This is a genomic window from Variovorax sp. SRS16 (assembly GCF_901827165.1).
GTDB lineage: Bacteria > Pseudomonadota > Gammaproteobacteria > Burkholderiales > Burkholderiaceae_C > Variovorax.
Map to the genome: position 1 here is coordinate 3,974,438 of NZ_LR594666.1, position 24,903 is coordinate 3,999,340.

At 69.6% G+C, this 24,903-nt stretch carries 25 protein-coding genes; 15 read left to right on the forward strand and 10 right to left on the reverse strand.

All coding sequences use genetic code 11. The annotated features are described in order from the left end of the window. Nucleotides 1–22: 22 nt before the first annotated feature. From E5P2_RS19285 to E5P2_RS19350, 14 genes are all read left to right on the forward strand, one after another. A complete protein-coding gene (locus E5P2_RS19285; RefSeq protein WP_162568704.1) occupies nt 23–655 on the forward strand; it encodes a phosphatase PAP2 family protein in 633 nt (210 codons plus the stop codon). Then, nucleotides 648–1,667 (forward strand): glycosyltransferase family 2 protein, encoded by a 1,020-nt coding sequence (locus E5P2_RS19290; protein ID WP_162568705.1) that lies wholly within the window; start codon nt 648–650, stop codon nt 1,665–1,667. The genes E5P2_RS19285 and E5P2_RS19290 overlap by 8 nt, the downstream gene beginning before the upstream one ends. Next, complete coding sequence (locus tag E5P2_RS19295; RefSeq protein WP_162568706.1) at nt 1,664–3,247, forward strand: ArnT family glycosyltransferase; 1,584 nt, start codon at nt 1,664–1,666, stop codon at nt 3,245–3,247. Before E5P2_RS19290 ends, E5P2_RS19295 begins: the two co-directional genes overlap by 4 nt. Continuing rightward, nucleotides 3,244–4,092, forward strand: a complete 849-nt coding sequence (locus tag E5P2_RS19300; RefSeq protein ID WP_162568707.1) for a ChbG/HpnK family deacetylase — start codon at nt 3,244–3,246, stop codon at nt 4,090–4,092. The genes E5P2_RS19295 and E5P2_RS19300 overlap by 4 nt, the downstream gene beginning before the upstream one ends. Then, nucleotides 4,085–4,708 carry an ABC transporter ATP-binding protein gene (locus E5P2_RS19305; protein WP_232080759.1) on the forward strand — a complete coding sequence of 208 codons (624 nt, stop codon included), beginning with the start codon at nt 4,085–4,087 and terminating at the stop codon, nt 4,706–4,708. Before E5P2_RS19300 ends, E5P2_RS19305 begins: the two co-directional genes overlap by 8 nt. Next, a complete protein-coding gene (locus E5P2_RS19310) occupies nt 4,705–5,505 on the forward strand; it encodes an ABC transporter permease (protein ID WP_162568709.1) in 801 nt (266 codons plus the stop codon). Before E5P2_RS19305 ends, E5P2_RS19310 begins: the two co-directional genes overlap by 4 nt. Nucleotides 5,506–5,615: 110 nt before the next feature. After that, nucleotides 5,616–5,897 carry a hypothetical protein gene (locus E5P2_RS19315; protein WP_162568710.1) on the forward strand — a complete coding sequence of 94 codons (282 nt, stop codon included), beginning with the start codon at nt 5,616–5,618 and terminating at the stop codon, nt 5,895–5,897. A 138-nt stretch (nt 5,898–6,035) separates the two neighbouring features. Then, a complete protein-coding gene (locus tag E5P2_RS19320; RefSeq protein ID WP_232080760.1) occupies nt 6,036–7,067 on the forward strand; it encodes a LacI family DNA-binding transcriptional regulator in 1,032 nt (343 codons plus the stop codon). 129 nt (nt 7,068–7,196) lie between these two features. Continuing rightward, nucleotides 7,197–8,978 carry an L-arabinonate dehydratase gene (gene araD / locus E5P2_RS19325; protein ID WP_162568712.1) on the forward strand — a complete coding sequence of 594 codons (1,782 nt, stop codon included), beginning with the start codon at nt 7,197–7,199 and terminating at the stop codon, nt 8,976–8,978. A gap of 59 nt (nt 8,979–9,037) precedes the next feature. Then, on the forward strand, nt 9,038–10,045 hold the full coding sequence (locus E5P2_RS19330; RefSeq protein ID WP_162568713.1) for a Bug family tripartite tricarboxylate transporter substrate binding protein: 1,008 nt from the start codon (nt 9,038–9,040) through the stop codon (nt 10,043–10,045). A 25-nt stretch (nt 10,046–10,070) separates the two neighbouring features. Next, nucleotides 10,071–11,072 (forward strand): Bug family tripartite tricarboxylate transporter substrate binding protein, encoded by a 1,002-nt coding sequence (locus tag E5P2_RS19335; RefSeq protein ID WP_162568714.1) that lies wholly within the window; start codon nt 10,071–10,073, stop codon nt 11,070–11,072. Nucleotides 11,073–11,115: 43 nt separating this feature from the next. After that, on the forward strand, nt 11,116–11,850 hold the full coding sequence (locus tag E5P2_RS19340; RefSeq protein ID WP_162568715.1) for a ribonuclease activity regulator RraA: 735 nt from the start codon (nt 11,116–11,118) through the stop codon (nt 11,848–11,850). 273 nt (nt 11,851–12,123) lie between these two features. Next, nucleotides 12,124–12,687, forward strand: a complete 564-nt coding sequence (locus E5P2_RS19345; protein ID WP_162568716.1) for a hypothetical protein — start codon at nt 12,124–12,126, stop codon at nt 12,685–12,687. 53 nt (nt 12,688–12,740) lie between these two features. After that, complete coding sequence (locus E5P2_RS19350) at nt 12,741–13,142, forward strand: phage holin family protein (protein WP_162568717.1); 402 nt, start codon at nt 12,741–12,743, stop codon at nt 13,140–13,142. Between the two features lie 12 nt (nt 13,143–13,154). Here the strand turns inward: E5P2_RS19350 and phnY are convergent, their stop codons facing one another. The 3 genes from phnY to E5P2_RS19365 are packed head-to-tail and all read right to left on the reverse strand — an operon-like array spanning nt 13,155 to nt 17,029. Beyond that, nucleotides 13,155–14,597 carry a phosphonoacetaldehyde dehydrogenase gene (phnY, locus tag E5P2_RS19355; RefSeq protein WP_162568718.1) on the reverse strand — a complete coding sequence of 481 codons (1,443 nt, stop codon included), beginning with the start codon at nt 14,595–14,597 and terminating at the stop codon, nt 13,155–13,157. Nucleotides 14,598–14,627: 30 nt separating this feature from the next. Continuing rightward, on the reverse strand, nt 14,628–15,722 hold the full coding sequence (gene alr / locus E5P2_RS19360; protein ID WP_162568719.1) for an alanine racemase: 1,095 nt from the start codon (nt 15,720–15,722) through the stop codon (nt 14,628–14,630). Next, on the reverse strand, nt 15,719–17,029 hold the full coding sequence (locus E5P2_RS19365; RefSeq protein WP_162568720.1) for a D-amino acid dehydrogenase: 1,311 nt from the start codon (nt 17,027–17,029) through the stop codon (nt 15,719–15,721). Before E5P2_RS19365 ends, alr begins: the two co-directional genes overlap by 4 nt. A 128-nt stretch (nt 17,030–17,157) precedes the next feature. Between E5P2_RS19365 and E5P2_RS19370 the strand changes: the two genes are divergently transcribed. After that, nucleotides 17,158–17,625, forward strand: a complete 468-nt coding sequence (locus tag E5P2_RS19370) for a winged helix-turn-helix transcriptional regulator (RefSeq protein WP_162568721.1) — start codon at nt 17,158–17,160, stop codon at nt 17,623–17,625. A gap of 21 nt (nt 17,626–17,646) precedes the next feature. Here the strand turns inward: E5P2_RS19370 and E5P2_RS19375 are convergent, their stop codons facing one another. The 7 genes from E5P2_RS19375 to E5P2_RS19405 form a co-directional block, all read right to left on the reverse strand. Continuing rightward, a complete protein-coding gene (locus tag E5P2_RS19375) occupies nt 17,647–18,453 on the reverse strand; it encodes a substrate-binding domain-containing protein (RefSeq protein ID WP_232080921.1) in 807 nt (268 codons plus the stop codon). Between the two features lie 107 nt (nt 18,454–18,560). Beyond that, the gene (locus E5P2_RS19380; RefSeq protein ID WP_162568723.1) at nt 18,561–19,253 is read right to left on the reverse strand and encodes an ABC transporter ATP-binding protein; all 693 of its coding nucleotides are present in this window, start codon (nt 19,251–19,253) and stop codon (nt 18,561–18,563) included. Then, complete coding sequence (locus E5P2_RS19385; RefSeq protein WP_162568724.1) at nt 19,250–19,999, reverse strand: ABC transporter permease; 750 nt, start codon at nt 19,997–19,999, stop codon at nt 19,250–19,252. The genes E5P2_RS19380 and E5P2_RS19385 overlap by 4 nt, the downstream gene beginning before the upstream one ends. A 130-nt stretch (nt 20,000–20,129) precedes the next feature. Continuing rightward, complete coding sequence (locus E5P2_RS19390; RefSeq protein ID WP_162568725.1) at nt 20,130–20,879, reverse strand: ABC transporter ATP-binding protein; 750 nt, start codon at nt 20,877–20,879, stop codon at nt 20,130–20,132. Then, on the reverse strand, nt 20,876–22,705 hold the full coding sequence (locus E5P2_RS19395) for a branched-chain amino acid ABC transporter ATP-binding protein/permease (protein WP_162568726.1): 1,830 nt from the start codon (nt 22,703–22,705) through the stop codon (nt 20,876–20,878). Before E5P2_RS19395 ends, E5P2_RS19390 begins: the two co-directional genes overlap by 4 nt. Continuing rightward, the gene (locus E5P2_RS19400) at nt 22,702–23,730 is read right to left on the reverse strand and encodes a branched-chain amino acid ABC transporter permease (RefSeq protein ID WP_162568727.1); all 1,029 of its coding nucleotides are present in this window, start codon (nt 23,728–23,730) and stop codon (nt 22,702–22,704) included. Before E5P2_RS19400 ends, E5P2_RS19395 begins: the two co-directional genes overlap by 4 nt. Beyond that, on the reverse strand, nt 23,730–24,875 hold the full coding sequence (locus tag E5P2_RS19405) for an ABC transporter substrate-binding protein (protein ID WP_162568728.1): 1,146 nt from the start codon (nt 24,873–24,875) through the stop codon (nt 23,730–23,732). The genes E5P2_RS19400 and E5P2_RS19405 overlap by 1 nt, the downstream gene beginning before the upstream one ends. Nucleotides 24,876–24,903: the final 28 nt, after the last annotated feature.

The window sequence follows — 24,903 nt, forward strand, 5'->3', positions numbered from 1 at the left end:
TCATGGCCGGAGATATTTCAACGTGATTCAATTCCTCGACGCGAGAACACTCGACCTCGCACTGTTCCCATGGCTGGCCGCGGGCTATCACCCGAGTCCCTGGCTGCTGCCTCTCGTGGCCGCGATCGCCGTCGGCGGACCCTGGCTCTGCGTGGCAATCATGGGATGGGTCGCCTGGCGCCAGCCTGCGCAACGCGGCTATGTGATGGCCATGCTGGTGGCCTGCGCGGCCGCCGGCGTGGCGGCGCATGCGATCGCGACGGCGCTCGATCTGCCGCGTCCCTTCATGCTCGGCCTGAGCCCGGCCTACATCGCGCACGGTGCACGCGGATCGATGCCGAGCGCGCATGCGAGCGTGATGTTCACGATAGCGCTCGCCTTCGCGCTGCGCCCCGGCCTGCGGAACTTCGCCATCGCGAGCGCACTGGCAGCGGTCGTCACGGGATGGGCACGCATTTATGTGGGCGTCCATTTTCCGACGGACATCGTGGCCGGGCTGCTGCTGGCCCTCGTCATCGTGGCGCTCTTCGAGATCGTGCGCAGGCTGTGCCGGCGCTACCTCGGGCCGGTCATCGCGCGCGACGGCCTGCCCGTGCGGCCGCCGGCCGACGAAGCCGGCGAGCCCGTCGTCCAGAGAGACCGGCGACATGCGTGATCCCGTGAACACAACCGGCGGCAGGGTCGACATCGCGAGCGGCGAGAAGCCCGCGCACCCGGCGGCGGGCCGCAGCCTGTCCTGCGTGATTCCCTGCTTCAACGAAGGCGGCAACCTGACCGAGCTGCTCTCGCGGCTCGAAGAACTCCTGTGGCGCACGCACATGGCGTGGGAGATCATCGTGGTGGACGACGGCAGCACCGACAACACGGTCGCCGTCGCCGCCGAATGGTGCGAGCTGTCGGGATTCCGGTGCATCTCGCTCTCGCGCAACTTCGGCAAGGAGGCGGCGATCACGGCCGGCCTGAGCGCGGCGCGCGGCGATGCGGTGGTGGTGCTCGATGGCGACCTGCAGCATTCACCCTTGCTGATCACCACCATGATCGACCACTGGCTGGGCGGCGCCGATGTCGTCTATGCGGTGCGCGAGGAACGCACCGACGAAAGCGCGCTCAAGCGTTTCGGCACCGGCCTGTTCTACCGGATGGTGAACGACTCCCACCGCTTCGCGCTGCCGAAGGACGCGGGCGACTTCCGCCTGATGGACCGCAAGGTGGTGGACGCGCTGCTGAGCCTGCCGGAGCGCAGCCGCTTCATGAAGGGCCTCTATGCATGGGTCGGCTTCAAGGCCGTCGCGCTGCCCTATGTCCCGCATCCGCGCAAGGAAGGCGTCAGCAGCTTCAATGCGCTGCGCCTCTTCAATTTCGCGATCGACGGGCTGACCTCCTTCACCACCTGGCCGCTGCGCATGGTCAGCGTGGTGGGCCTGCTGCTGGCGGTGCCGGCCTTCGCCTACGGCGCCTACCTGGTCATCGACCACGAGATCAACGGCAACGACGTGTCGGGCTGGACCACCATCGTCGTCAGCCTGATGTTCTTCATCGGCATCCAGATGATCTCGACCGGCATCGTCGGCGAATACGTGGCCCGCATCTTCGAGGAAGTGAAGGGCCGGCCGCTCTACATCGTCAAGAAGGAACTGGGCCAGGGCCTGGACGCGGTCCAGCCATGACCCGGCTCAGCTCCGACACTTCTGCCTGGCGGCGGACCGGCCTGGTCGTGGCCGGCATGTTCCTGTGGCTGGCGGCGACCGCCTGGATCCGCCCGCTCACGGCGCCCGACGAAGGCCGCTACGTCGGCGTCGCCTTCGAGATGCTGCGTTCCGGCGACTGGCTGGTGCCGCGGCTCGACGGCCTGCCCTTCTTCCACAAGCCGCCGCTGTTCTACTGGATCGGCGCGGCGGCGATGTCCGTGCTCGGCCCCACCGAATGGGCCGGGCGCCTGCCCTCGCTGCTCGGCGCGACGATCGCCGCAGCGGGCCTGTGGCTGTTCCTGCGCCGCTGGGCCGACGAGGCCTGCGCGCGGCTCTCGGCCGTCGTGCTGCTCAGCATGCCCTTCTTCTACGTCGGCGCGCAGTTCGCCAACCTGGACATGCTGGTGGCCGGCTGCATCTCGGCCACCGTGCTGCTGGCGGCCGACGCAACGCTGTCGAAGGAACGCGGCGCGGGCTGGCGGCGGGCGCTCGCGGGCGCCTTTCTTTTCGCGGCGCTGGGCGTGCTGGCCAAGGGGCTGATCGGCTTCGTGCTGCCGGGCCTGGTGTTCGTCGTGTGGTGCGTGGCGACCGGCCGGCCGCGGGCACTGCGGCTGATGGCGTGGCCGCCGGGCTGGGCGCTGTTCGTGTTGCTCGCCGGCCCGTGGTTCGTCGCGATGCAGATGCGCTATCCGGCCTTCTTCGACTACTTCGTCGTCACGCAGCACTTCCGGCGCTTCGCTGCCTCGGGCTTCAACAACGAACACCCGTTCTGGTTCTACCTGCCGGTGATCGCCGTCCTCACGCTGCCCTGGTTCGGCTGGCTCGCGATCGCGCACTGGAAGGCGCGCAAGGCCCCGCCGCCATGGTCCGACGTCGACTGGCTGATGGGCCTCTGGTGCCTGTGCATCGTGGCCTTCTTCTCGCTGCCGCGCTCCAAGCTGATCGGCTACGTGCTGCCCGCGCTGCCGCCGCTGGCCTGCCTGGTCGCGAGGAGCGCACTCGCCGCGGTGCGCGGTGCCGCGCGCGGCACGATCGGCCTGCGCTGGACCATCGGCCTCGCGGCACTGGCCTGCGGCGCGAGCATCGCGCTGATCGCGGCCTATGGCACGCCGCCGGATGCGAGACTGTCCTTGCCCGCCGGCCAGACGGTGGGGCCGCACGACGAGGTCCTGATGCTCGATACCTACGCCTACGACATTCCGTTCTACTGGCGGCTGCAACGCCCGGTCACGGTGTGGGGCGACTGGTCGCCCGCGCTGCTGGACAGCCGCGACGACTGGCGCAAGGAATTGCACGATGCAGGGCGCTTCGAGCCGGTGCTCGGCGCGCGGCTGCTGACCGGCCGCGGCGCCGCGCAGACCTCGCTGTGCCTGTCCGCGCCGACCTGGGTGGTGGGCGCCTCCAATTCGCAGCGCGCGCATCCGTGGCTCGCGAAGCTGCAGCTTGCCGCCTACAACCCGTGGCTGGCCGTGTGGCGCTTCGCGGGCACCGCGGACGGCAGCGCGCAATGCTTCGAGACGGCCTCGGACGGCGCGATGCCGGCGCCGGCAACGCCATGACGCTTCCATCGCCGCACGACCGCTACCTCTGCATCTGCGCGGACGACTTCGGCCTGAGCGAAGGCGTCAATGCGGCCATCCTCGATCTGGCCGAGCGCGGCAGGATCTCCGCGACCGGCTGCATGGTCCGGCGCCCCGCCTGGGAGACGGGGCGTTCGCGATTGCGCCGCATCGATCGCACGCGGCTCGATGTCGGGCTTCATCTCGATCTGACGCCGCCGCCGCCCGGCGATGCGCGCGAGCCGGGCCTCGCCGCGCTGATCGCCAAGGGCTGGCTCGGCCTGCTGCGACCCGCAGAGATCCGGGCCGAGATCGCGGACCAGCTGTCGCGCTTCGAGGACGGATTCGGCCGCGCGCCGGCCTTCGTGGACGGACACCGGCATGTCCATCAGTTCGCGGTGGTGCGCGACATGCTCGTCGCCGAGATCGCCACGCGCTACGGCGCGGCGGCGCCATGGATCCGCAACACCGCGCCGCCCGCGCCGCGCTGGCGAGCCGGCGCGAAGGCCAACCTCGTGTTCGCGCTCGGCGGCGCCGGGCTGCTCGAACGCGCCGCGCGCCACGGCATTCTGGCCAGCCGCGGGCTGCTCGGCGTCTACGGCTTCGACGGCGGTGCGGCCGACTACCGGCGGCGGCTGTGGCAATGGATCGCGGCCTGCCGCAGCGGCGACGTGCTGATGTGCCATCCGGCGCTGGCCGATGCGCCGTCCGATCCCATCGCCGCCGCGCGCCGGCATGAGTACGCGGTGCTCGCCGCCACCGTCTTTCCGATGCAGACGCAGGGCGGCGCGGTCTTCCTCGCGCCGCTCTCGCGCCAGCCGCGCGCGGAGGGCCCGCGTGCCTGAACAAGGCGGCGCGGCGCCGCTGCTCGTCCTGCGCGGCCTGCGCTCGGTGGCCGGCGGACCCTTCGACCTCGAGATCGCGGCCGGCGAGTGCGTGGGCCTGCTCGGCAAGTCAGGATCCGGCAAGAGCGCGCTGCTGCGTTCGATCGCCGATCTCGATCCCGGCGACGGCGAGGTCGAACTCGGCGGCCGGCGCCGCGAGAGCTGGCCCGCGCCGCAGTGGCGCCGGCGTGTCGTCTACCAGGCCGCCGAGCCGGCCTGGTGGGCCGCCGACGCGGCCGCGCATTTCCATCCCGGCGACGAGGCGTTGCTGCATGCGTTGATGCCGGCACTGGGGCTCGCGCCCGAGGTGCTGCGCACCGAGATCGCGCGGCTGTCGACCGGCGAGCGGCAGCGGCTGGCGCTGATCCGGTCGCTGGCGGCCGCGCCCGAGGTGCTGCTGCTCGACGAGCCGACCGCATCGCTCGATGCGGCTTCCGCCGCCGCCATGGAAGCGCTGCTGTGCCGGCGTCTCGCGGCCGGCCTCGCGATCCTCATGGTCACGCATTCGCCGCAGCAGGCGCAGCGCATGGGCGGGCGCCTGTTCGAAATGCGCGACGGCGCGCTGCATCCGTCATGACGCCGATCCATCTCGGCCCCGCCGATCTGGCGCTGGCCGCGCTGCTGGTGCTGATCGATGCGGCCGCATCGCTGCTGCTGCGGCTGCGCTTCCACCGGCAGCTGCTGTGGGCGAGCGTGCGCATGGTCGTGCAGCTGCTGCTGGTCGGCTGGGTGCTGCGCTGGGTCTTCGCGGCGGCATCGCCCGCCGCGACGCTGGTCATCGTCGCCCTGATGATCGCGGCGGCCGCGCGCGAAGTGGCGGCGCGTCCGCCCTGGCGGCTGCAACGCGCGGGCAACTTGCGCATCGGCGCGCTGGTGGTCGGGCTGTCGAGCGTGGCGACGGTGGTGCTGGCGCTGCTGACCGCCATCCGGCCGCAGCCGTGGTACGACCCGCGCTATGCGATCCCGCTGCTGGGCATCGTGCTCGGCAGCGTGCTCAATTCGGCGAGCCTCGGCCTCGATGGCTTCTTCGCCGGGCTGGTCGCGAGCCGCGCGGCGATCGAGGCGCAGCTCGCGCTGGGTGCGACGAGCCGGCAGGCGCTGTCGGAGTTGGTCCGGGCGTCGATCCGGCGCGGCATGATCCCGATCGTCAACCAGATGTCGGCGGCCGGCGTGATCACCCTGCCCGGCACCATGACCGGCCAGCTGCTGGCCGGCATGGATCCGGTCGAGGCGGTGAAGTACCAGATCCTGCTGCTGTTCCTGCTCGCCGGCGCCGGCGGACTGGCAGCCGCCGGCGCGGTCTACCTGGGCGCGCGCTCGGTCACCGACGACCGGCATCGGCTGCGGCTGGACCGGCTCAAACGTTCGGGGTAGGTCGTTCGTCGAATCCCGCGCCCGGCACGGCTCGCCGAACCCACCAATGGCCAGTAGCCACCGGTGCGCGCCCTCTGCAGAATTCCCGCTGCGAACTTCGGGAGTCCCTCATGCAACCAGCCATCGAAATCACACAGCGCGGAGAGAAAGACTTCGTCTCGTGCGTCGGCGTCGGCGACGGGTCGCGATGCTACGAGAGCGAGGGCCTGTGCTCGATCGCCGAATGCCTGCAGGACGCCGCGGCCGTGCTCGGCGCCGAGTTCAGCTTCGCCACCGTGATCTTCGACCGCATGACGATGGGCAGCTACCCGGTCGCCACCATCGAGCATCGCGCGCTCGAGGTGGCCGACGAGCTCCTGACCAAGACCTTCGGCCGCCGCACGATGGACTGAGCCGCGCGCGCTGGCGGTCTTGCTCCCTCTCCCTCCGGGAGAGGGCCGGGGTGAGGGCACCGCGCGCCGGAACCGGGGCGCAGCCATGCCATGCGGACGCCATCCGCTAAGATGGTAGCGCCTACATTTTTCGCCCCCTTGACCTCTACCAAGCCCCCCGCCCGCCCCGCGCGCCGCAGCAGCGGCGGCATCACGCTCGACGATGTCTCCAAGCTCGCCGGCGTCTCCGCGATCACGGTGTCGCGCGCACTCAATTCGCCGGACCTGGTGTCGCCCAAGACGCGCGAGAAGGTGCGGCTCGCGGTCGAGCGCACCGGCTACGTGCCCAACCTGCTGGCCGGCGGCCTGGCCTCCAACCGCAGCCGGCTGGTGGCCGCGCTGGTGCCCACCATTGCCGGGCCGGTGTTCCTCGAAACGGTGCAGGCGCTGACCGAGGCGCTGGCCGAGAAGGGCTACCAGCTCATGCTGGGCCAGAGCGGCTATCACAACTCGCGCGAGGACGCGCTCATCGACGCCATCGTCGGCCGGCGGCCGGATGGCATCGTGCTGACCGGCATCATGCGCTCGGCCGAAGGGCGCCGGCGGCTGCTCGCATCGGGCATTCCGGTGGTCGAGACCTGGGACCTGACGCCCACGCCGGTCGACATGTTGGTCGGCTTCTCGCACGAGCAGGTGGGCGCCGCCACGGCGAAATTCCTCCATGGCAAGGGCTATCGCCGGCCTGCGGTGATCAGCGGCGACGACCATCGCGCGAACCTGCGGCGCAGCGGCTTCGAGCAGTCCTGGCGCGCGCTCGGCGGCAAGCGCATCGAGACCTGCGCGGTGCCTGCGCCGACCACGCTCGGCAGCGGCCGCGGCGCCCTCGCCCAGCTGCTGGCGGCCGCGCCGCGCATCGACGTGGTGGCCTGCAGTTCCGATGCACTGGCCCACGGCGTCATCACCGAGGCGCATGCGCGCGGCCTGCGCGTGCCGCAGGACATCGCGGTGATGGGCTTCGGCGACCTCGGCTTCGCCCAGCATGCCCATCCGGCGATCAGCACCGTGCGCATCGACGGCACGGCCATCGGGCGGCAGGCGGCGCGCTTCATCGTCGACCGCGCCGAGGGGCGGCCCATCGAATCGAAGATCGTCGACCTGGGCTTCTCGCTGATCGAGCGCGCGAGCACCTGAACCCGCGCGCGGGAATCCACGCACCAATCTCCTGTTGACCGCCGCACGGCCCGGCGCTTATGATTGAATGACAGCGCTACCATTTTCGGATGATCCGCCCCGGCATCCGATGACCACAGAGACACCCCGATGACCGAATCGCCTCCCCCCTCGCCGGCCGCGCGCCGCAAGCAGCCCGAAGACCTGCGCTCGCACCGCTGGTACGGCGTGAAGGACCTGCGCAGCTTCGGCCACCGCTCGCGCACCGCGCAGATGGGCTTCTCGCGCGACGACTACCTCGGCAAGCCGGTGATCGCGATCCTCAACACGTGGAGCGACATGAACTCCTGCCACACGCACTTCCGCCAGCGCGCCGAGGAAGTGAAGCGCGGCGTCTGGCAGGCCGGCGGCTTTCCGGTCGAGATCCCGGCCATGAGCCTGGGCGAGGCCTTCCAGAAGCCGACCACGATGCTCTACCGCAACCTGCTGGCGATGGAGGCCGAGGAGCTGCTGCGCTCCTACCCCGCCGACGGCTGCGTGCTGATGGGCGGCTGCGACAAGACCACGCCCGGCCTGGTGATGGGCGCACTGGCGATGAACCTGCCGACCATCTTCGTGCCCGCCGGGCCGATGCTGCGCGGCGACTACAAGGGCCGGTTCCTCGGCTCCGGCTCCGACACCTGGAAATACTGGGCCGAGCTGCGCGCCGGCAACATCGGCGAGCAGGACTGGCAGGACGTGGAAGACGGCATCGCGCGCTCGCCCGGCACCTGCATGACCATGGGCACGGCCAGCACCATGACCAGCGCGGCCGAGGTGCTGGGCCTGACGCTGCCGGGCGCCTCGTCGATCCCGGCGCCCGATTCGCGCCATTCGATGATGGCCACGCACACCGGCAAACGCATCGTCGACATGGTGTGGGAAGACCTGAAGCCGCTCGACTTCCTCACCGCGGCCTCGTTCGACAACGCGGTCACGGCCGTGCTCGGCCTCGGCGGCTCGACCAATGCGATCGTCCACCTGATCGCGATGGCGCGCCGCGCCGGCATCGCGCTCGACCTCGCGCGCTTCGACGAACTCGCGCGCAGCACGCCGGTGCTCGCCAACCTGCGCCCCGGCGGCAAGTACCTGATGGAGGACTTCTTCTATGCCGGCGGCCTGCGCGCCTTCCTGGGCCAGCTCGGCGAGCTGATCGACGGCAGCCAGCGCACCTGCAACGGCCGCACGCTGGGCGAGAACATCGAGGGCGCCGAGGTCTACAACATCGACGTGATCCGCCCGCGCAGCGACGCCCTGCTCGAAAGCGACGGCCTCGCCGTGCTGCACGGCAACCTCGCGCCTTCCGGCGCGGTGATCAAGCCGGCGGCGATGGCGCAGCACCTGCGCCGCCACACCGGGCCTGCGGTGGTCTTTCGCAACTACGACGACCTGGCCGCGCGCATCGACGATCCCGGGCTGCCCGTCACCAAGGACAGCGTGATCGTGCTGCAGAGCGCCGGCCCGCAGGGCGCGCCGGGCATGCCCGAGTGGGGCCAGCTGCCGATCCCGCAGAAGCTGCTGAAGGAAGGCGTGCGCGACATGGTGCGCATCAGCGATGCGCGCATGAGCGGCACCAGCTACGGCGCCTGCGTGCTGCACGTCACGCCCGAGTCGCACGTGGGCGGCCCGCTCGCGCTGGTGCGTGACGGCGACCTGGTCACGCTCGACATCGACGCGCGCCGCATCGACATGCAGGTGAGCGACGAGGAGCTCGCACGCCGCCGCGCCGCCTGGCAGAAGCCGATCCCGAAGTTCAGCCGCGGCTACGGCGTGCTGTACCTGAAGCACGTGCAGCAGGCCGACACCGGCTGCGACTTCGACTTCCTCGCGCCCGACTACGTGGCGGGCAGCGACGCCTCCGTGCCTGCGGCCAACGAGCCCGACATCCACTGACGCGCGGCGCGCCGGCGCTGCACTCAGCCTTTCATTCCAGTCACAAGAGCGAGACACCCATGAACCCCATTCCCATCGGCCCGACTGCGCTGCAGCGGGTCCTTCGCAGCGCGCTGCCCCTGCTGCTGCTGGCCTGCGCCGCCGCATCCCAGGCTCAGGGCGCCGAAGGCTTTCCGGCGCGGCCGGTCACCTTCGTCGTGCCCTTCCCCGCGGGCGGCGGCACCGACCTCGGCGCGCGCGTGCTGGCGCAGAAGCTGGGACAGAAGTGGGGCCAGGGCGTGATCGTCGACAACCGCGGCGGCGCGGCCGGCATGGTCGGCTCGGACGTGGTGGCCAAGGCCAGGCCCGACGGCTACACGCTGCTGATCGGCAACGTCGGCACGCAGGCCATCAATCCCTCGCTCTACAAGAAGATGACCTTCGACCCGGACCGCGCGTTCACGCCGATCTCGCTGGTGGCCGAGCTGCCCTTCGCGATGATGGTGAGCCCCAGCCTGCCGGCGAAGACGGTGAAGGAATTCGTCGCGCTCGCGAAGGCATCGCCGGACAAGATCACGATGGCCAGCTCGGGCAGCGGCGGCTCGCCGCACCTGACGGGCGAGATCTTTTCCGCCGCCGCCGGCGTGCGCCTCACGCACGTGCCCTACAAGGGCGGCACGCCCGCGATGACCGACATGATGGGCGGCCACGTCGACGTGCTCTTCGCCTCGGTGCTGGAGTCGGCGAGCTACATCAAGTCGGGCAAGCTGCGCGGCCTCGCGGTGACCAGCGCCGAGCGTTCGCCCACGCTGCCCGACCTGCCCACGCTGGCCGAGGCCGGCGTGCCCGATGCGGTATCGGGCTCGTGGATCGGCCTGCTCGCGCCGGCCGGCACGCCGCAGGCGATCGTCGACAAGATCGCGGCCGACGTGAAGACGGTGCTGGCAGTGCCCGCGACGCGGCAAAGCCTGATCGAACAGGGCGCCGTTCCGCGCGGCACCGGGCCCGCCGAACTGAAGGCACAGATCGACGCCGATCGCGTGCGCTACGGCAAGGTGATCCGCGAAAAAAACATCGGTGTGGACTGAGCACCCCTTCAAAGGAAACATTCGCATGCAACCCACGACCACCAGCCGCCGCGCGGCACTCAAACTCCTCGGCGGCGCCGGCCTCGCCGCGACGCTGCCACGCATCGGCATGGCCGCCGACGCGGACTGGCCGACAAAACCCATCACCTACGTCGTCCCCTTCACGCCCGGCGGCTCCACCGATGTGATCGGCCGCGTGATCGCGCAGAAGCTCGCCATCGCGCTGGGCCAGCCGGTCATCGTCGACAACAAGCCGGGCGCGGCGGGTGCGGTCGGCGCGAGCTATGTCGCCAAGGCCAAGCCCGATGGCTACACGCTCTTCGGCGGCACGATCAGCACGCATGCGATCAACGCCAGCCTCTACAAGAACCTGCCTTACGACCCGGTGAAGGACTTCGAGCCGATCTCGCTCGTCGCCTTCCTGCCCAACGTGCTGATCGTCGATCCGAACCTCGGCGTGAACTCGGTGGCCGAGCTGATCGCGCTCCTGAAGAAGGACCCGGCGAAGCGCACTTTCGCCTCGTCGGGTGCCGGCACTTCGACGCACCTGGCGGGCGAGATGCTGGCCGACATGATCGGCGTCAAGCTGACCCACATTCCCTACAAGGGCACGCCGCCCGCGATGCTCGATGTGTCCTCGGGCCAGGTCACGTTCATGTTCGACCAGATCACCGCCGCCTTGCCGCTGGTGCAGTCCGGCAAGCTCAAGCTGCTGGCCGTGACCAGCGCCAGGCGCATGGCGCTCGCGCCGCAGCTGCCGACGATGCAGGAGGCCGGCGTGCCCGGCTTCGAGATGGCCTCGTGGCAGGCCGTGTACGCGCCGAAGCATCTGCCCCAGCCGATCGCGCAGCGACTGTCCACCGAGATCAACAAGATCCTGCAGATGCCCGACGTGAAGGACCGGCTCACCAACCAGCTCGGCATGGAGGTCGTCGCCGGCTCGCCCGCGCAGCTCGCGGCGCTGATGCAAAAGGAGATCCCGCGCTGGGGCGAGTTGGTCCGCAAATCCGGCGCAACGCCTGGCTGACCTCCAGACTTTCCGCATCACCCTGTTATCCATCGCACACACCATGACCGAAACGACTCGCCCTCCTCTCTCCGACGAAACCCGCGAACTGCTGCGCCATGTCAGCGTCGCCACGCTGTGCACGCAGCTCTTCAAGCGCGGACTGCGCAATGTCTACCTGCAGGGCGTGGGCCGGCTGACGAAGCCGACGGGCGGCAACCTGGTCGGGCCGGCCTTCACGATGCGCAACATCCCGGCGCGCGAGGACCTCGACCAGATCAGCGCCTTCGACGATCCGAACCATCCGCAGCGCAAGGGCATCGAGAGCGTGCCGCCCGGCCATGTGCTGGTGATCGATTGCCGCGGCGAGACACGCGTGGCCTCCGGCGGCCAGATCCTCACCACGCGCCTCAAGGTGCGCGGCGCGGCGGGGCTGGTGTCCGACGGACCGGTGCGCGACAGCGGACCGATCTCGCAGATGGACTTCCCGGTGTACTGCGCCGGCGGCAGCGCGCCGCTCAACCTGATCCACCACCATGCGATCGACCTCGACGTGCCGATCGGCTGCGGCGGCGTGCCGGTCTATCCGGGCGACGTGATGGTCGGCGACGACGAAGGCGTGGTGGTGATTCCACGGCACCTCGCGGACGAAGTGGCGCGCGACGCGGCCGAGCAGGAAAAGATGGAGGCCTTCATCCTCGAGCGCATCGAAGGCGGCGCCAGGCTGGCCGGCACCTACCCGCCGAATGCCGAGACGCGCGCCGCCTACGAGGCCTGGCGCAAGAACGGCGGACGCTGAAGCGCCGCCAGCCCGGGCAAGCTGAGCTTCGCATCGAGCGGCAACGGCGGCGCGCCGCCATGGCACAGCGGGTGGAAGACAAGCTCTCGGCCTTCTTCGCCGGTCGGCCCCTGGTAAGCGCCGCGTACTGACGCCCAGGCGACAGCCCGGGCCGCGGCGGGCTTCGAATAATCATGGCGGGAGCCCGATCCGATCGGCGAAAATCCATCGGACCAGCGACCAGGGAAACACGCGGCACGGTGCCCGATTTCGCCCCACCGTTCGCAGCGAACCATGAGCTTCACCCAACTGAGAATCACAGGGCCCGATTCGGCCCCCTACGTGCTGGGCGCACCGATGCATCTGTACGAACGCGACTTCTGCGTCGGCATCATGGACCCGGTCCCCGTCAGCGCGGGCGGCACCGAGGTCCACATCGAGCACTTCAACATCGCGGCCGACACCCCCGCCCACCAGCGGCGCGAGATCGGCAGGCTGGTGCTGCTCGAGGTCGTGGCCTTCCTGGCGGAGAACTTCGCCGACGTGCAGGCCGTGAGCCTCGCCCTGAGCCGCGACATCGAGGGCTACAGCGACGGCATGACGCTCGCGAGCGCGCGCTCCGCGACGCTGCAGAGCATCGGCGCCCGGCACATCATGATCACGCCCAAGCCCGATGCCGCGCATGCGGGCCACTTCGTGGTCGCGGGGCTGTGGGAATACAACCAGGCCAACCTCGCGGCGCTCATGGCACACCTGCAGAAGGAACGCGAGGCCTACCGCGAGCGCGACGCGGCCGCGGCGAAGACCCGCGCGCCGGGCCTGTTCGCGCGGTGGTGGGCGCCGTCGGGCAGGGCCTGAACGGGCACCGATATGATGGACCGCATCCCTTTCATCCACCGCGAGTCCTTCCGATGCTGAACAACCTGGCCCCCTTCCTCCTGCACTGGGCGATCACCGCCCTCTCGCTCTGGATGGCGAGCCACATCTTCAGCGGCCTGCGCTTCGAGAACACCTCGGCGCTGGTGATCTCCGCGCTGCTGCTCGGTTTCGCGAACGCCATCGTCAAGCCGCTGCTGATCGTTCTCACGCTGCCGCTGACCTTCCTCACCTTCGGCCTGTTCCTGCTGGTGATCAACGCGCTGATGATCCTGCTGGTGTCGGCGCTGGTGCGCGGCTTCCGGGTCTCCGGTTTCTGGACCGCGATGTTCGCGAGCATCTTCATCTCGCTCTTGAGCGTGGTGCTCGGCGCGCTGCTCGGCGGCAGCGATCCGGCGACGACGATCCAGATGCAGCAGGGCGGGAACTGGCTTTGAGTCGGCCCGCAGCTACCAGGGAAGCGAGTAGGTCTTGCTGTTGGTGAAGCTCTTGATCGCCTCCAGCACGCCTTCCTTGTAGCCCAGGCCCGAATCCTTGATGCCGCCGAAGGGCGTCAGCTCGAGCCGGTAGCCCGGCACCTCGCGCACGTTGACGCTGCCGACGTGGAGCTCGCGGACGAAGCGCGTGATGTGGTCCAGGCGGTTGGTGCACACCGCCGACGACAAGCCGTAGGCCGTGCCGTTGGCGATGCGGATCGCGTCGTCGATGTCCTTGAAGCGGATGACCGGCGACACCGGGCCGAAGGTCTCGTGCCTGACGACCGCCATGCCGGGATCGACGCGGTCGAGCACGGTGGGCGCGTACAAGGCGCCACGGCGCACGTTGCCGCACAGCAGCTTCGCGCCGCCGGCGATGGCCTGATTGACCACCGACTCGAACTGGATCGCGGCCGCCTCGTCGATCACCGTGCCCATGTCCATGTCCGGATCCATCGGATCGCCGTACTTCAGCGCGCGGGTCTTCTCGACCAGCAATTCGACGAAGCGGTCGGCCACGGCCTCGTGCACCAGCATGCGCTTGATGGCGGTGCAGCGCTGGCCCGAATTCCTGTAGGAGCCGCTGGCGGCCAGCGTGGCCGCCTCCTCGATGTCGGCGTCGTCCATCACGATGAGGGGGTCGTTGCCGCCCAGCTCCAGGATCTGCCGCTTGTAGACCGCCTTGCCCGCGATGTACTTGCCGATCGCCACGCCGCCGGTGAAGGTGACGAGATCGACGTCGGCGCTGGTCAGCATCTCGTCGGCGATCTCGCGCGGATCGCCCGTGAGGACCGACAGCATCGGCGGCGGCAGACCCGCCTCGTACAGGATGTCGGCCAGGATGAAGGCCGTGAGCGGCGTCTTCTCGCTCGGCTTGAGCACCATGCGGTTGTTGGTCGCGATGGAGGGCGCCACCTTGTGGATCACCTGGTTCAGCGGATGGTTGAAGGGCGTGATGGCGGTGATGGCGCCCAGCAGCGGTTCGCGCATCGTGTAGACCTTGCGGCTCTTGCCGTGGTGCGTGAGGTCGCAGGAGAAGACCTGGCCGTCGTCCACGAGCGCCTGGTTCGCCGCGAACAGCAGCACGTCGGAGGCACGGCCCACTTCATACAGCGAGTCCTTGCGGCACAGCCCCGATTCGAGCGTGATGGTGCGCGAGATCTCGTCCAGCCGGGAGGCGATGATCTCGCCGGCGCGCATCAGGATCCTGTAGCGCTCGTAGCGCGTCAGCGTGGGCTTGTAGTCGCGCGCGATGCGCAAGGCGCGCCGCACGTCGTCCAGCGTGGCCTTGGGCACGGTGGCGATCACTTCGCCGGTGTAGGGATAGGTGACCTCGATCACCTCGTCGCGCCAGACGCGCTCGCCGGCGATGCGCAAGGCTTCGTGATGGATATGGATGTCGGCTGGCTTCGGCATGGGCCGGCCTATTGTGACCTTCCGGTCGGCCTACCGGGCCTGGGCGTGCGGCGCCGCGGCCTCGCGGTAGACCAGCGGCACGCGCTTCACGTTGCACAGCAATTCGTAGGCGATGGTCCCGGCCCCGCGGGCCACCGTGTTGACCGCCACGCGATCGCCCCACAGCTCGACCTCGCTGCCGATGCCGACATCCGGCAGCTCGCTCAGGTCGACCGTCATCATGTCCATCGACACGCGGCCCAGCGTGCGCGTCATGCGCTCGCCGACCCTCACCGGCGTGCCGGTGGGCGCGGTGCGCGGGTAGCCGTCGGCATAGCCCATGGCCACCAGCCCGACACGGGTCTGCCGGCTGGCCACGAAGCTCGCGCCGTAGCCGAGCACGTCGCCGGCCCGCAGCGTCCGCTCGGCGAAGACCTGGCTCTGGAGGCGCATGACCGGCCGCAGTGCGTGCGTGTCGTCGGGCACGGGATTCGCGCCGTACAACAGGATGCCAGGGCGCGCCCAGTCGCGGTTGGCTTGCGGCCAGGCCAGCACACCGGCCGAGTTGCTCAGGCTTCGCTCGCCCGCAAGCCCCGCTGTGGCTTCGTCGAAGCAGGCGATCTGCTCGCGGGTCAGCGCGGCGCCGGGTTCGTCGGCACAGGCGAAGTGGCTCATCAGCGTAAGCCGTGCGACCTTGCCGCAGCCCCTCAGGCGCGCGTGCACGTCGCGCACCTGGTGCGGCGCAAATCCGGCCCGGCGCATGCCCGAATCGACCTTGAGCCAGACATTCAGGTCTCGCACCGCGGGCCGTGATTTTTCGATCATCTGCAGTTGCCCGTCATGGTGGACGACGGTCCACAGGCCGTGCGCCTGCGCGGCCTCGAGTTCCTGCGCCGTGAACACGCCTTCGAGCACGAGCATCGGCGCGCGGATGCCGCCTGCGCGCAAGGCCAGCGCCTCGTCGAGGAATGCGACGGCGAAGCCGTCGGCATGCGCCTCCAACGCCTGCGCGCACCGCAGGGCGCCATGGCCGTAGGCATTGGCCTTGAGCACCGCCAGCACGCGGCCGCCATGCCGCACGCGTGCCAGCGCGTGGTTGTGGCGCAGTGCGTCGAGATCGATGAGTGCCCGTGCAGGCCGGCTCACGCCGCCGCTCCGGCAGGCCCCGTTCCGATCCGGCGGCCGGATGGCGACACGCCGTAGCGATCCATCGAGAGACCGTCGGTGCGGATCTCGGGCCGGCGCCCCATCACCTGGTCGGCGACCACCTTGGCCGAGCCGCAGGCCATGGTCCAGCCGAGCGTGCCATGGCCGGTGTTGAGGAACAGGTTGCCGTACGGTGTCGCGCCGACGATCGGCGTGCTGTCGGGCGTCATCGGTCGGAGGCCGGTCCAGAAGCTGGCGCGCGGCAGATCGCCGCAGGGGAACAGGTCGGTGATGACGCGCTCCAGCGTCTCGCGCCGGCGCGGATTCAGGCGCAGGTCGAAGCCGCCGAGCTCCGCCATGCCGCCGACGCGGATGCGGTCGTCGAAGCGCGTGACGGCGACCTTGTAGGTTTCGTCGAGCACGGTGGACTGCGGCGCGAGCGACGGATCGCGCAATGGCACGGTCAGCGAATAACCCTTGACGGGATAGACGGGAATGTCGAGACCGAGCGGCGCCAGGAAGTCGCGTGAATAGCTGCCGAAGGCCAGCACGTAGCGATCCGCGCGCAGCACCTCGCCCGCCGGGCCGCCCAGGCGCACGCCGGCGATGCGCCCGCCTTCGGTGATCAGGCCGTCCACCTGCTGGCCGAAGCGCATGTCGACGCCGAGGCCGCGCGCGATGGCGGCCAGCCCTTGCGTGAACAGATGGCAATCGCCGGTCTCGTCGTTCGGCAGGCGCAGACCGCCGGCCAGCAGGTCGCCGGTGCGGGCCAGCGCGGGCTCGACCGATGCGAGCTCGCTGCGGTCGAGCAATTGGTAAGGGACGCCGCACTCCTCCAGCACCGCGACATCGCGCTGCACGGCATCGAGCTGCGCTTGCGTGCGGAACAGCTGCAAGGTGCCCTGGGTGCGATGCTCGTAGCGGATGCCGGTCTCGGCGCGCAGCGCGCGCAGGCAGTCGCGGCTGTACTCGGCGACGCGCATCATGCGTTCCTTGTTGACCGCGTAGCGCTCGGGCGAGCAGTTCTTCAGCATGGACGCCATCCAGCGCAACTGGAACAGGCTGCCATCGGGCCGGATCGACAGCGGCGCGTGCTTCTGGAACATCCACTTCAGCGCCTTGAGCGGAATGCCGGGCGCAGCCCACGGTGTCGAATAGCCGGGCGACACCTGGCCCGCATTGGCGAAGCTGGTTTCCTGCGCCGGGCCGTCCTGCCGGTCGAGCAAGGTGACTTCGGCGCCGGCGCGCGCCAGGTAGTAAGCGGTGCTGATGCCGATGACGCCGCCGCCAAGAACGATCACTTTCATTGCCGAACCCCTTCGATGCCAGAAGGATTCAAGCGTATTCAATAGCGTGCCATAAACTCCGCTGAAATCTCGGCGGAGCGCAGTGCTTCTTGCTGCGAACCCGGCCGAAAGAGGCCTTCAGGAGTGAAATGACCGAACTCGACCGCACGGACCGCAAGATCCTCGACATCCTGCAGCGCCAGGGACGCATTTCCATGACCGATCTGGCCGAGCAGATCGGGCTGTCGACCTCGCCCTGCTCGGAGCGCGTGCGGCGCATGGAACGCGAGGGCGTGATCGCCGGCTACCACGCGCGCATCGATCCGCAGGCCGTCGGCAAGACGCTGCTGGTCTTCGTGGAAATCACCCTGTCGTCCAAGTCCGGCGACGTGTTCGACAAGGTGAAGAAGGAACTGCTGCACGTGCCGGAGGTGATGGAATGCCATCTGGTCTCGGGCGGTTTCGACTACCTCATCAAGGCGCGGCTGCGCGCCATGAGCGACTACCGCAACCTGCTCGGCAGCCTGCTGAAGAAGCTGCCGGTGACGGCCGAGTCGCGCAGCTATGTCGTGATGGAAGAGGTCAAGGAAAGCCTGTACCTGCCGATGGACCGGTGAGGCGCGCCGGCCGCTGCGGCATCACGGGCTCGCATTGGGAAAGAACAGCTGCTCGCCACCGATCCTGTAGCTCGCGATGGTCGATTGCCCCGCCGGCGAGATCACCCAGTCGACGAACTTCTGCGCGCCCGCGCTGTCGAGCCGGGGAAACTTCGCCGGGCTGGGAACCATCACGCCGTACTGGTTGAAGAGCCGCTTGTCGCCTTCCACCAGCACCGCGAGATCCTGGCGGTTCCTGAAGCTCAGCCAGGTTCCGCGGTCGGCCAGCACATAGGCGCCGCTCGAAGCCGCGATGTTCAGCGCCGGCCCCATGCCGCAGCCGCATTCCTTGTAGCCCGCGCCCTTCCTGTCGTTGGGCACCGGCTGCCCCGCGTCGGCCACGCCGGTCTGCATCCACAGGCGGCGCTCGGCGGCGTCGGTACCGCTCTTGTCGCCGCGCGACACGAAAGGCGCATCCGCGGCGGCGACCTTCTTCAGCGCCGCCACGATGTCCTTGCCCCGGAGCCCGGCGGGATCGTTCTTCGGCCCGACCAGCACGAAGTCGTTGTACATGACCGGATAGCGCTTGGCGGCAAAGCCTTCGGCGACGAACTTCTCCTCGGCCGCCGTGTCGTGCACGAACAGCACATCGGCATCGCCGCGCCGCGCCATGTCGATCGCCTGGCCGGTGCCGACCGCCACCACCTTGATGTCGATCCCGCTGCCCTGCCTGAACGCCGGCAGCAGACGCGCGAACAAGCCGGACTGCTCCGTCGAAGTCGTCGATGCCATCGTAAGAGTCTCAGCCCGCACCGACCAACCGCTCAAAAAAAGTACCCCCGCGGCCAGCGAAGCGAAGCCCGTTCGCGAAACACCGCGGAACCGGCTCTGCCGGACCGCCGGTGTTGCCCCCTGCAAGGGGGTGGGCGGCCACACGAAGTGGGCAAGCCTGGGGGTCATGCAGTTTCTCCTTTGACGAACAAATGGGCTTCATCCGGCAGCCGTCCGTCGAAGAAATCGTGCACCGGCAGATCGGCCAGCACCCGCCCCTGCTCCAGATAGATCACACGGCTGGCAAGGCGCTTGACCTGCCCGAGGTTATGGCTCGCGAACACCAGCGTGCGCCCGTGCGCGGCATCGGCGATCAGCGCTTCGACATCGCGCTTGGCCGTCGGATCGAGGCTGGCCGTCGGCTCGTCGAGCAGGAGCACCTGGGGCTGCAGCGCCCAGGCGCGCGCGAGCGCCATGCGCTGCTGCTGGCCGCCGGACAGCGTGCGCGCATTGCGCTCGGCCAGCGCGCCGAGGCCGACGCGGCCCAGCGCGGCCATGGCCTCGCGCTTCGCATGAGGCCACGGCGCGCCGCGCAGCCAGAGCGCGAGCGCGACGTTGTTGCGCACGCTCGTGCGCAGCATGTGCGGCCGCTGGAACAGCATGGCCTGCGCGCGGCGCGGCACCCTGCCGATGAACGCGCCGGCCGCATGCGGCACCAGGCCGTGCAGCATGCGCAGCAGGGTGCTCTTGCCGCTGCCGTTGGCACCGATCAGCGCGACACGCTCGCCCGCGTGGATCGACAAAGTCGCGCCGGACAGCGCCTGGACGCGGCCGAAGCGAACCTCGATGTCGTGCAGGCTGAAGAGCGGCGGATTCACGAAGCCACCTCGATCCCGCGGACCCCGGCCGCCTCGGCCGCGCCGCCGTCGACCCGCTCGCGCCAGCTGCGCAGCGCCGAGATCGCCAGGTTGAGCAGCAGCATCGTGCCGAGCAGCACCAGGCCGAGCGCCAAGGCGAGCGGCAGGTCGCCCTTGCTGGTCTCGAGCGCGATGGCGGTGGTCATCACCCGCGTGAAGCCGTCGATGTTGCCGCCGACGATCATCACCGCACCCACCTCCGACACGGCACGGCCGAAGGCGGCGATCAGCACCGTGATCAGCGCATAGCGTTCGTCCCACACCAGCAGCAGCGCGCGGACGAGCGAGTCGGCACCCAGCGAGCGCAGCTGCTCGCCATGGGCGCGGTCGGCGTCCTCGATGGTCTGGCGCGTCAACGCCGTGACCACCGGCAGCACCAGCAGCGTCTGCGCGACCACCATCGCCTTGAAGGAGAACAGCCATCCGAGAAAACCCAGCGGTCCCGAACGCGACAGCAGCAGGTAGATCGCGAGCCCCACCACCACCGAGGGCAATGCGAGCAGCGTGTTGAGCAGCGTCAGCAGCAGCCCGCGTCCCGAGAAGCGCGCCACCGCGAGCCAGGCCCCCAGCAGCAGGCCGAAGCCGCAGGCCAGCGCGCAAGCGGTCGCGCTGACGGCGAGCGAACGGCCGACGATCGCCAGCAGCAGCGGATCGCCGGCGACGACCAGACGGGCCGCCTCGACGGCGCTATCGGCGAAGGCGTTCATGCGCGCCTTCGGGCGGGAGAGACGGGAAGCCGAGGATGCGCCGCGGCTCGGGACAAGCCGGGCGGCCGGCATCTGTTCGCAGGTCGCATGGCCCTCAGCATAACGCCCGACCCGCGACCCGCTGCCTGCCCTAGGACGCCGCGCCGCCCTCGCCGCGCGCACCGATACCGAGGTAGGTATCGATGATCCGCCGATCGTGCAGCAGCGCCTGCGCCGCCCCCTGGAGCGCGACCGCGCCCATCTCCAGCACGTACGCACGATCGGCCACCTGCAGCGCCGCGCGCGCGTTCTGCTCCACCAGCAGCACCGACACGCCATGGCTGCGCAGCGACGACACCACCTGCAGCACCTCGCGCACGATGCGCGGCGCGAGGCCGAGCGAAGGCTCGTCGAGCATCAGGAGGCGCGGCCGCGCCATCAGCGCGCGGCCGATCGCGAGCATCTGGCGCTCGCCGCCCGACAGCGTGGACGCGAGCTGCGCGCGGCGCTCCTGCAGCCGCGGGAAGATGCCGAACACCTCGGCCATGCGCGGACGCTGGTCGCGCTCGCCGCGCCGCCAGCGCGAGAAGCCGCCGAGCAGCAGGTTGTCCTCGACCGACATCTCGCCGAACAGTTCGCGCTTCTCGGGCACCAGCGCCACGCCGCGCGCGACCATCGCCTCGACGCTCGGACGCGCCATGCGCTGGCCGTCGAGCAGCACGCCGCCGCGTGACGTCAGGAGCCCCATCGCGGCGCACAGCAGCGTGGTCTTGCCGGCGCCGTTGGGGCCGATCACGGTGACGATCTCGCCGGCGTTCACCTGCAGGTCGATCTGGTGCACGGCTTCCACAGCGCCGTACGAGACGCAGAACTTCTCGAGTTGCAGCAAGGGCGCGCTCATGCGATCGCCTCTTCCATCGGCTCGTCCGCGCCGCCGAGATAGGCATCCAGCACCTTGGGATCGGCCTGCACTTCGGCCGGCGTGCCCTGCGCGATCACGGCGCCGAACTCCAGCACGGTGATGCGGTCGGCCAGGTTCATGACGAACTCCATGTCGTGTTCGACGATCAGGATGCCCAGGCCCTCGGCGCGCAGCTGGCCGAGCAGCGTGGCCAGCGCGCGCTTCTCGAGATGGCGCAGCCCCGCGGCCGGCTCGTCGAGCAGCAGCACGGCCGGATGCCCCGCCAGTGCGCGCGCGATCTCGACCACGCGCTGCTGCCCCAGCGACAGCGACGCCGCGTGCGCCTCGGCAAAGGCGCCGAGTCCGCAGCGATCGAGCTGGCGATGCGCCTGCGCGAGCAATGCGGCTTCTTCCGCACGGTCCAGCCGCAGCATGGAAGCGATCCAGCCGCGCTGTCCGCGCCGGTGCGCGCCGAGCGCGACGTTCTCGATCACGCGCCGCTGGCCGAGCAGGCGCACGTGCTGGAAGGTGCGGCCCAGGCCCAGTGCGGCAAAGGCGCGCGAGGGCTGGCCGGTCATCGGCCGATCCATCAGACGGACCTCGCCGGCGCTCGGATCGTCGACGCCCGAGATCATGTTGAAGAAGGTGCTCTTGCCGGCGCCGTTGGGCCCGATCAGCGCATGGATCTCGCCGGCCTTCACGTCCATGCTGACCGCGTCGTTGGCGACCAGCCCGCCGAAGCGCTTGGTGACCGCGTGCGCCTGCAGCACCACCTGCCCGCGCGGCGGCAATGCGGCCTCGGGCAGCGTCAGCGTGCGGCGCGGAGCGCGCGCCGCGTCCGGCCGCAGGAAGCGCGCGCACAGGCGCGCCAGCGTCGGCCACACGCCGTCGGCGAAGCGCTGCAGCACGAACAGCATCAGCAAGCCGAACACGATGATCTCGAAGTTGCCGCTCGAGCCGAGCAGCTGCGGCAGGATGTCCTGCAGTTTCTCTTTCAGCAGCGTGATGATCGCGGCGCCGAGCACCGCGCCCCACAGGTGGCCCGCGCCGCCGACCACCGCCATGAAGAGGTACTCGATGCCGATGTCGAGATTGAACGGCGTCGGGTTGATGAAGCGCTGCATGTGCGCATAGAGCCAGCCCGACACGGCCGCCAGCAGCGCCGCCAGCACGAACACCTTGATGCGGTAGCGGGCCGTGTCCACACCCATCGACTCGGCCATCACGCGCCCGCCCTTCAGCGCGCGGATGGCCCGGCCCTCGCGCGAATCGAGCAGATTGTGCAGCGCCCACAGCGCCAGCAGCAGCACGCCCCAGATCACGAGGCCGAGCGAGCGCGGCGATGCGAAGGACCAGCCCGCGATCACGATCGCCGGCACGCCCGCGACGCCGGTGTGGCCGCCGAGGAATTCGAGATTGCCGAACAGGTAGTAGAAGCTCAGGCCCCAGGCCATCGTGCACAGCGGCAGGTAGTGGCCCGACAGCCGCAGCGTAATCGCGCCCAATCCCCAGGCGACGACGAAGGTCAGCACGATGCCGAACAGCAGGCCGACCCATGGCAGCGCCGCCGGCCCGAGCAGGCCGGCGATCGCGGCGCTCGCGCCGGGCGAGGTGCAGATCCAGGCCGTCGCATAGGCGCCCGTGCCGACGAAGGCCGCCTGGCCGAAAGAGGTCATGCCGCCGACGCCGGTCAGCATCACGAGGCCGGCCGCGACCATCGCATAGAGGCCGACGTAGCACAGCACCTGCACCGGGAAGTCGGGCAGGAAGCCCCACACCGCGGCCAGCAGCACGACGAAGACGAGCGACAGGTGACGGCGCGTCATTCCTCGTCCTCCACATGCCGGCTGCGCAGCGAGCGCCACCACAGCACCGGGATGATGAGCGTGAAGACGAACACCTCCTTGAAGGCACTGGCCCAGAAGGAGGAGAAGGATTCGAGCTGCCCGACGATCAGCGCGCCGACCAGCGCCAGCGGATAGCTGCCGAGCCCGCCGACGATCGCGGCGACGAAGCCCTTGAGGCCGATCAGGAAGCCGGTGTCGTAGTAGATCGTGGTCAGCGGCGCGATCAACAGGCCCGAGACCGCGCCGATCAGCGCCGCGAGCGCGAAGCTCAGGTCGCCCGAGAGGCCGGTCGGAATGCCCATCAGCCGTGCGCCGACGCGGTTCATCGCGGTCGCGCGCAAGGCTTTGCCGACGATCGAGCGTTCGAAGAAAAGAAACATCAGCAGCACCAGCACGGCCGTGACGCCGACCACCACCAGCGACTGCCCGGTGACCGGGATGCCGCCGATGTCCGTGCGCAGTTCGGAGAAGGCCGGCGTGCGCGAACCCTCGGCGCCGAAGAACAACAAGCCGAGCCCGACCAGCACGCCATGCAGCGCCACCGACACGATCAACAGCGTGAGCACGGTGGCATCGGCCAGCGGCCGGTAGGCGAGGCGGTAGAGCAGCGGCCCGAGCGGCATGATCAGCACCAGCGCAGCGACCGACTGCATCAGCAGCGAAGCCGGCCGCAGCCACAGCACCAGCGCGCAGGCCGCCAGCGGCAGCGCCACGCACCATGCGAGGGTCGAGGTCCAATCGACCTCGGCGCCGCGCTTCCAGCGCCAGCCTTCCACCGCGAGCGCGGCCGCGGCCAGCGCCAGCAGCAGCCACAGCGTGGCCGGCACATGGCCGGCCTGCATCGCGGCCACCGACAGCGCACTGAAGGCGACGAACTCCCCTTGCGGGATGAAGATCACCCGGGTCACGGAGAACACCAGCACCAGCGCCAGCGCCATGAGCCCGTAGATCGCCCCGTTCACGATCCCGTCCTGCCCCAGGATCAGGGCGATCTGGCTGTCCATCAGGGTTGATATTTCCAGGTGCCGTTCTCGATCTTGACCATCACGCGGGCGCGCTGGTCCAGACCCAGGTGGTCGGTCGGCGACATCGTGAAGATGCCGTGCGCGCCGGCCACGTCCTTGACCAATTCGAGCGCATCACGCAGCGCCGCGCGGAACTCCGGCGTGCCGGGCTGCGCCTTCTTGAGCGCGACCGGCACCGCGGCATTCAGCACCTGGCCGGCATCCCAGACGTGGCCGCCGAAGGTGGAGACGCTGCCCTTGCCGTACATGTCCTCGTAGGCCTTGACGTAGGCACTCGCCGATTTCTTGATCGGGTTCGAATCGGGCAACTGCGAGGCCACCAGGATCGGACCGGCCGGCAGGAAGGTACCCTCGACATCCTTGCCGCCCACGCGCAGGAAGTCGGTATTGGCTACGCCGTGCGTCTGGTAGATCGTGCCGGTGTAGCCGCGCTCCTTGAGCGTCTTCTGCGGCAGCGCGGCCGGCGTGCCCGCACCTGCGATCAGGATGGCGTCGGGCTTGGCGGCCATCAGCTTGAGCGTCTGGCCGGTGACCGAGGTGTCGCTGCGGCCGTAGCGTTCGTTGGCGACGATCTGCAGCTTCTTCAGCGCCGCGGACTTGCCGAATTCCTCGTACCAGCCCTCGCCGTAGGCATCGGAGAAGCCGATGAAGCCGACCGTCTTGATGCCGTGCGCCGCCATGTGCTCGGCAATCGCGAGCGACATCATGATGTCGTTCTGCGGCGTCTTGAACACCCATTTGCGCTTGGCGTCCATCGGCTCGACGATGCGCGACGAGGCGGCCAGCGAGATCACCGGCACCTTCGCCTCGGCCACCACGTCGATCATCGCCAGCGCATTGGGCGTGACGGTCGAACCGATGATCACGTCGACCTTGTTCTCGCTGATCAGCTTGCGCGTGTTGGACACCGCGGCCGTGGTGTCGGACCCGTCGTCGAGAACGATGTAGTTCACCTTCTGGCCGCCCATGGTCTTGGGCAGCAGCGCGATGGTGTTCTTCTCGGGAATGCCGAGCGATGCCGCCGGCCCGGTGGCCGACAGCGTGACGCCGACGTTGACGTCGGCATGCGCCGAAAAGGCCAGCGCGCACAGGATCGCCGCGCAGACGCGGGAAAGAGATTTCATTGTTGGCTCCGAAGGTTGAAGGAAAACG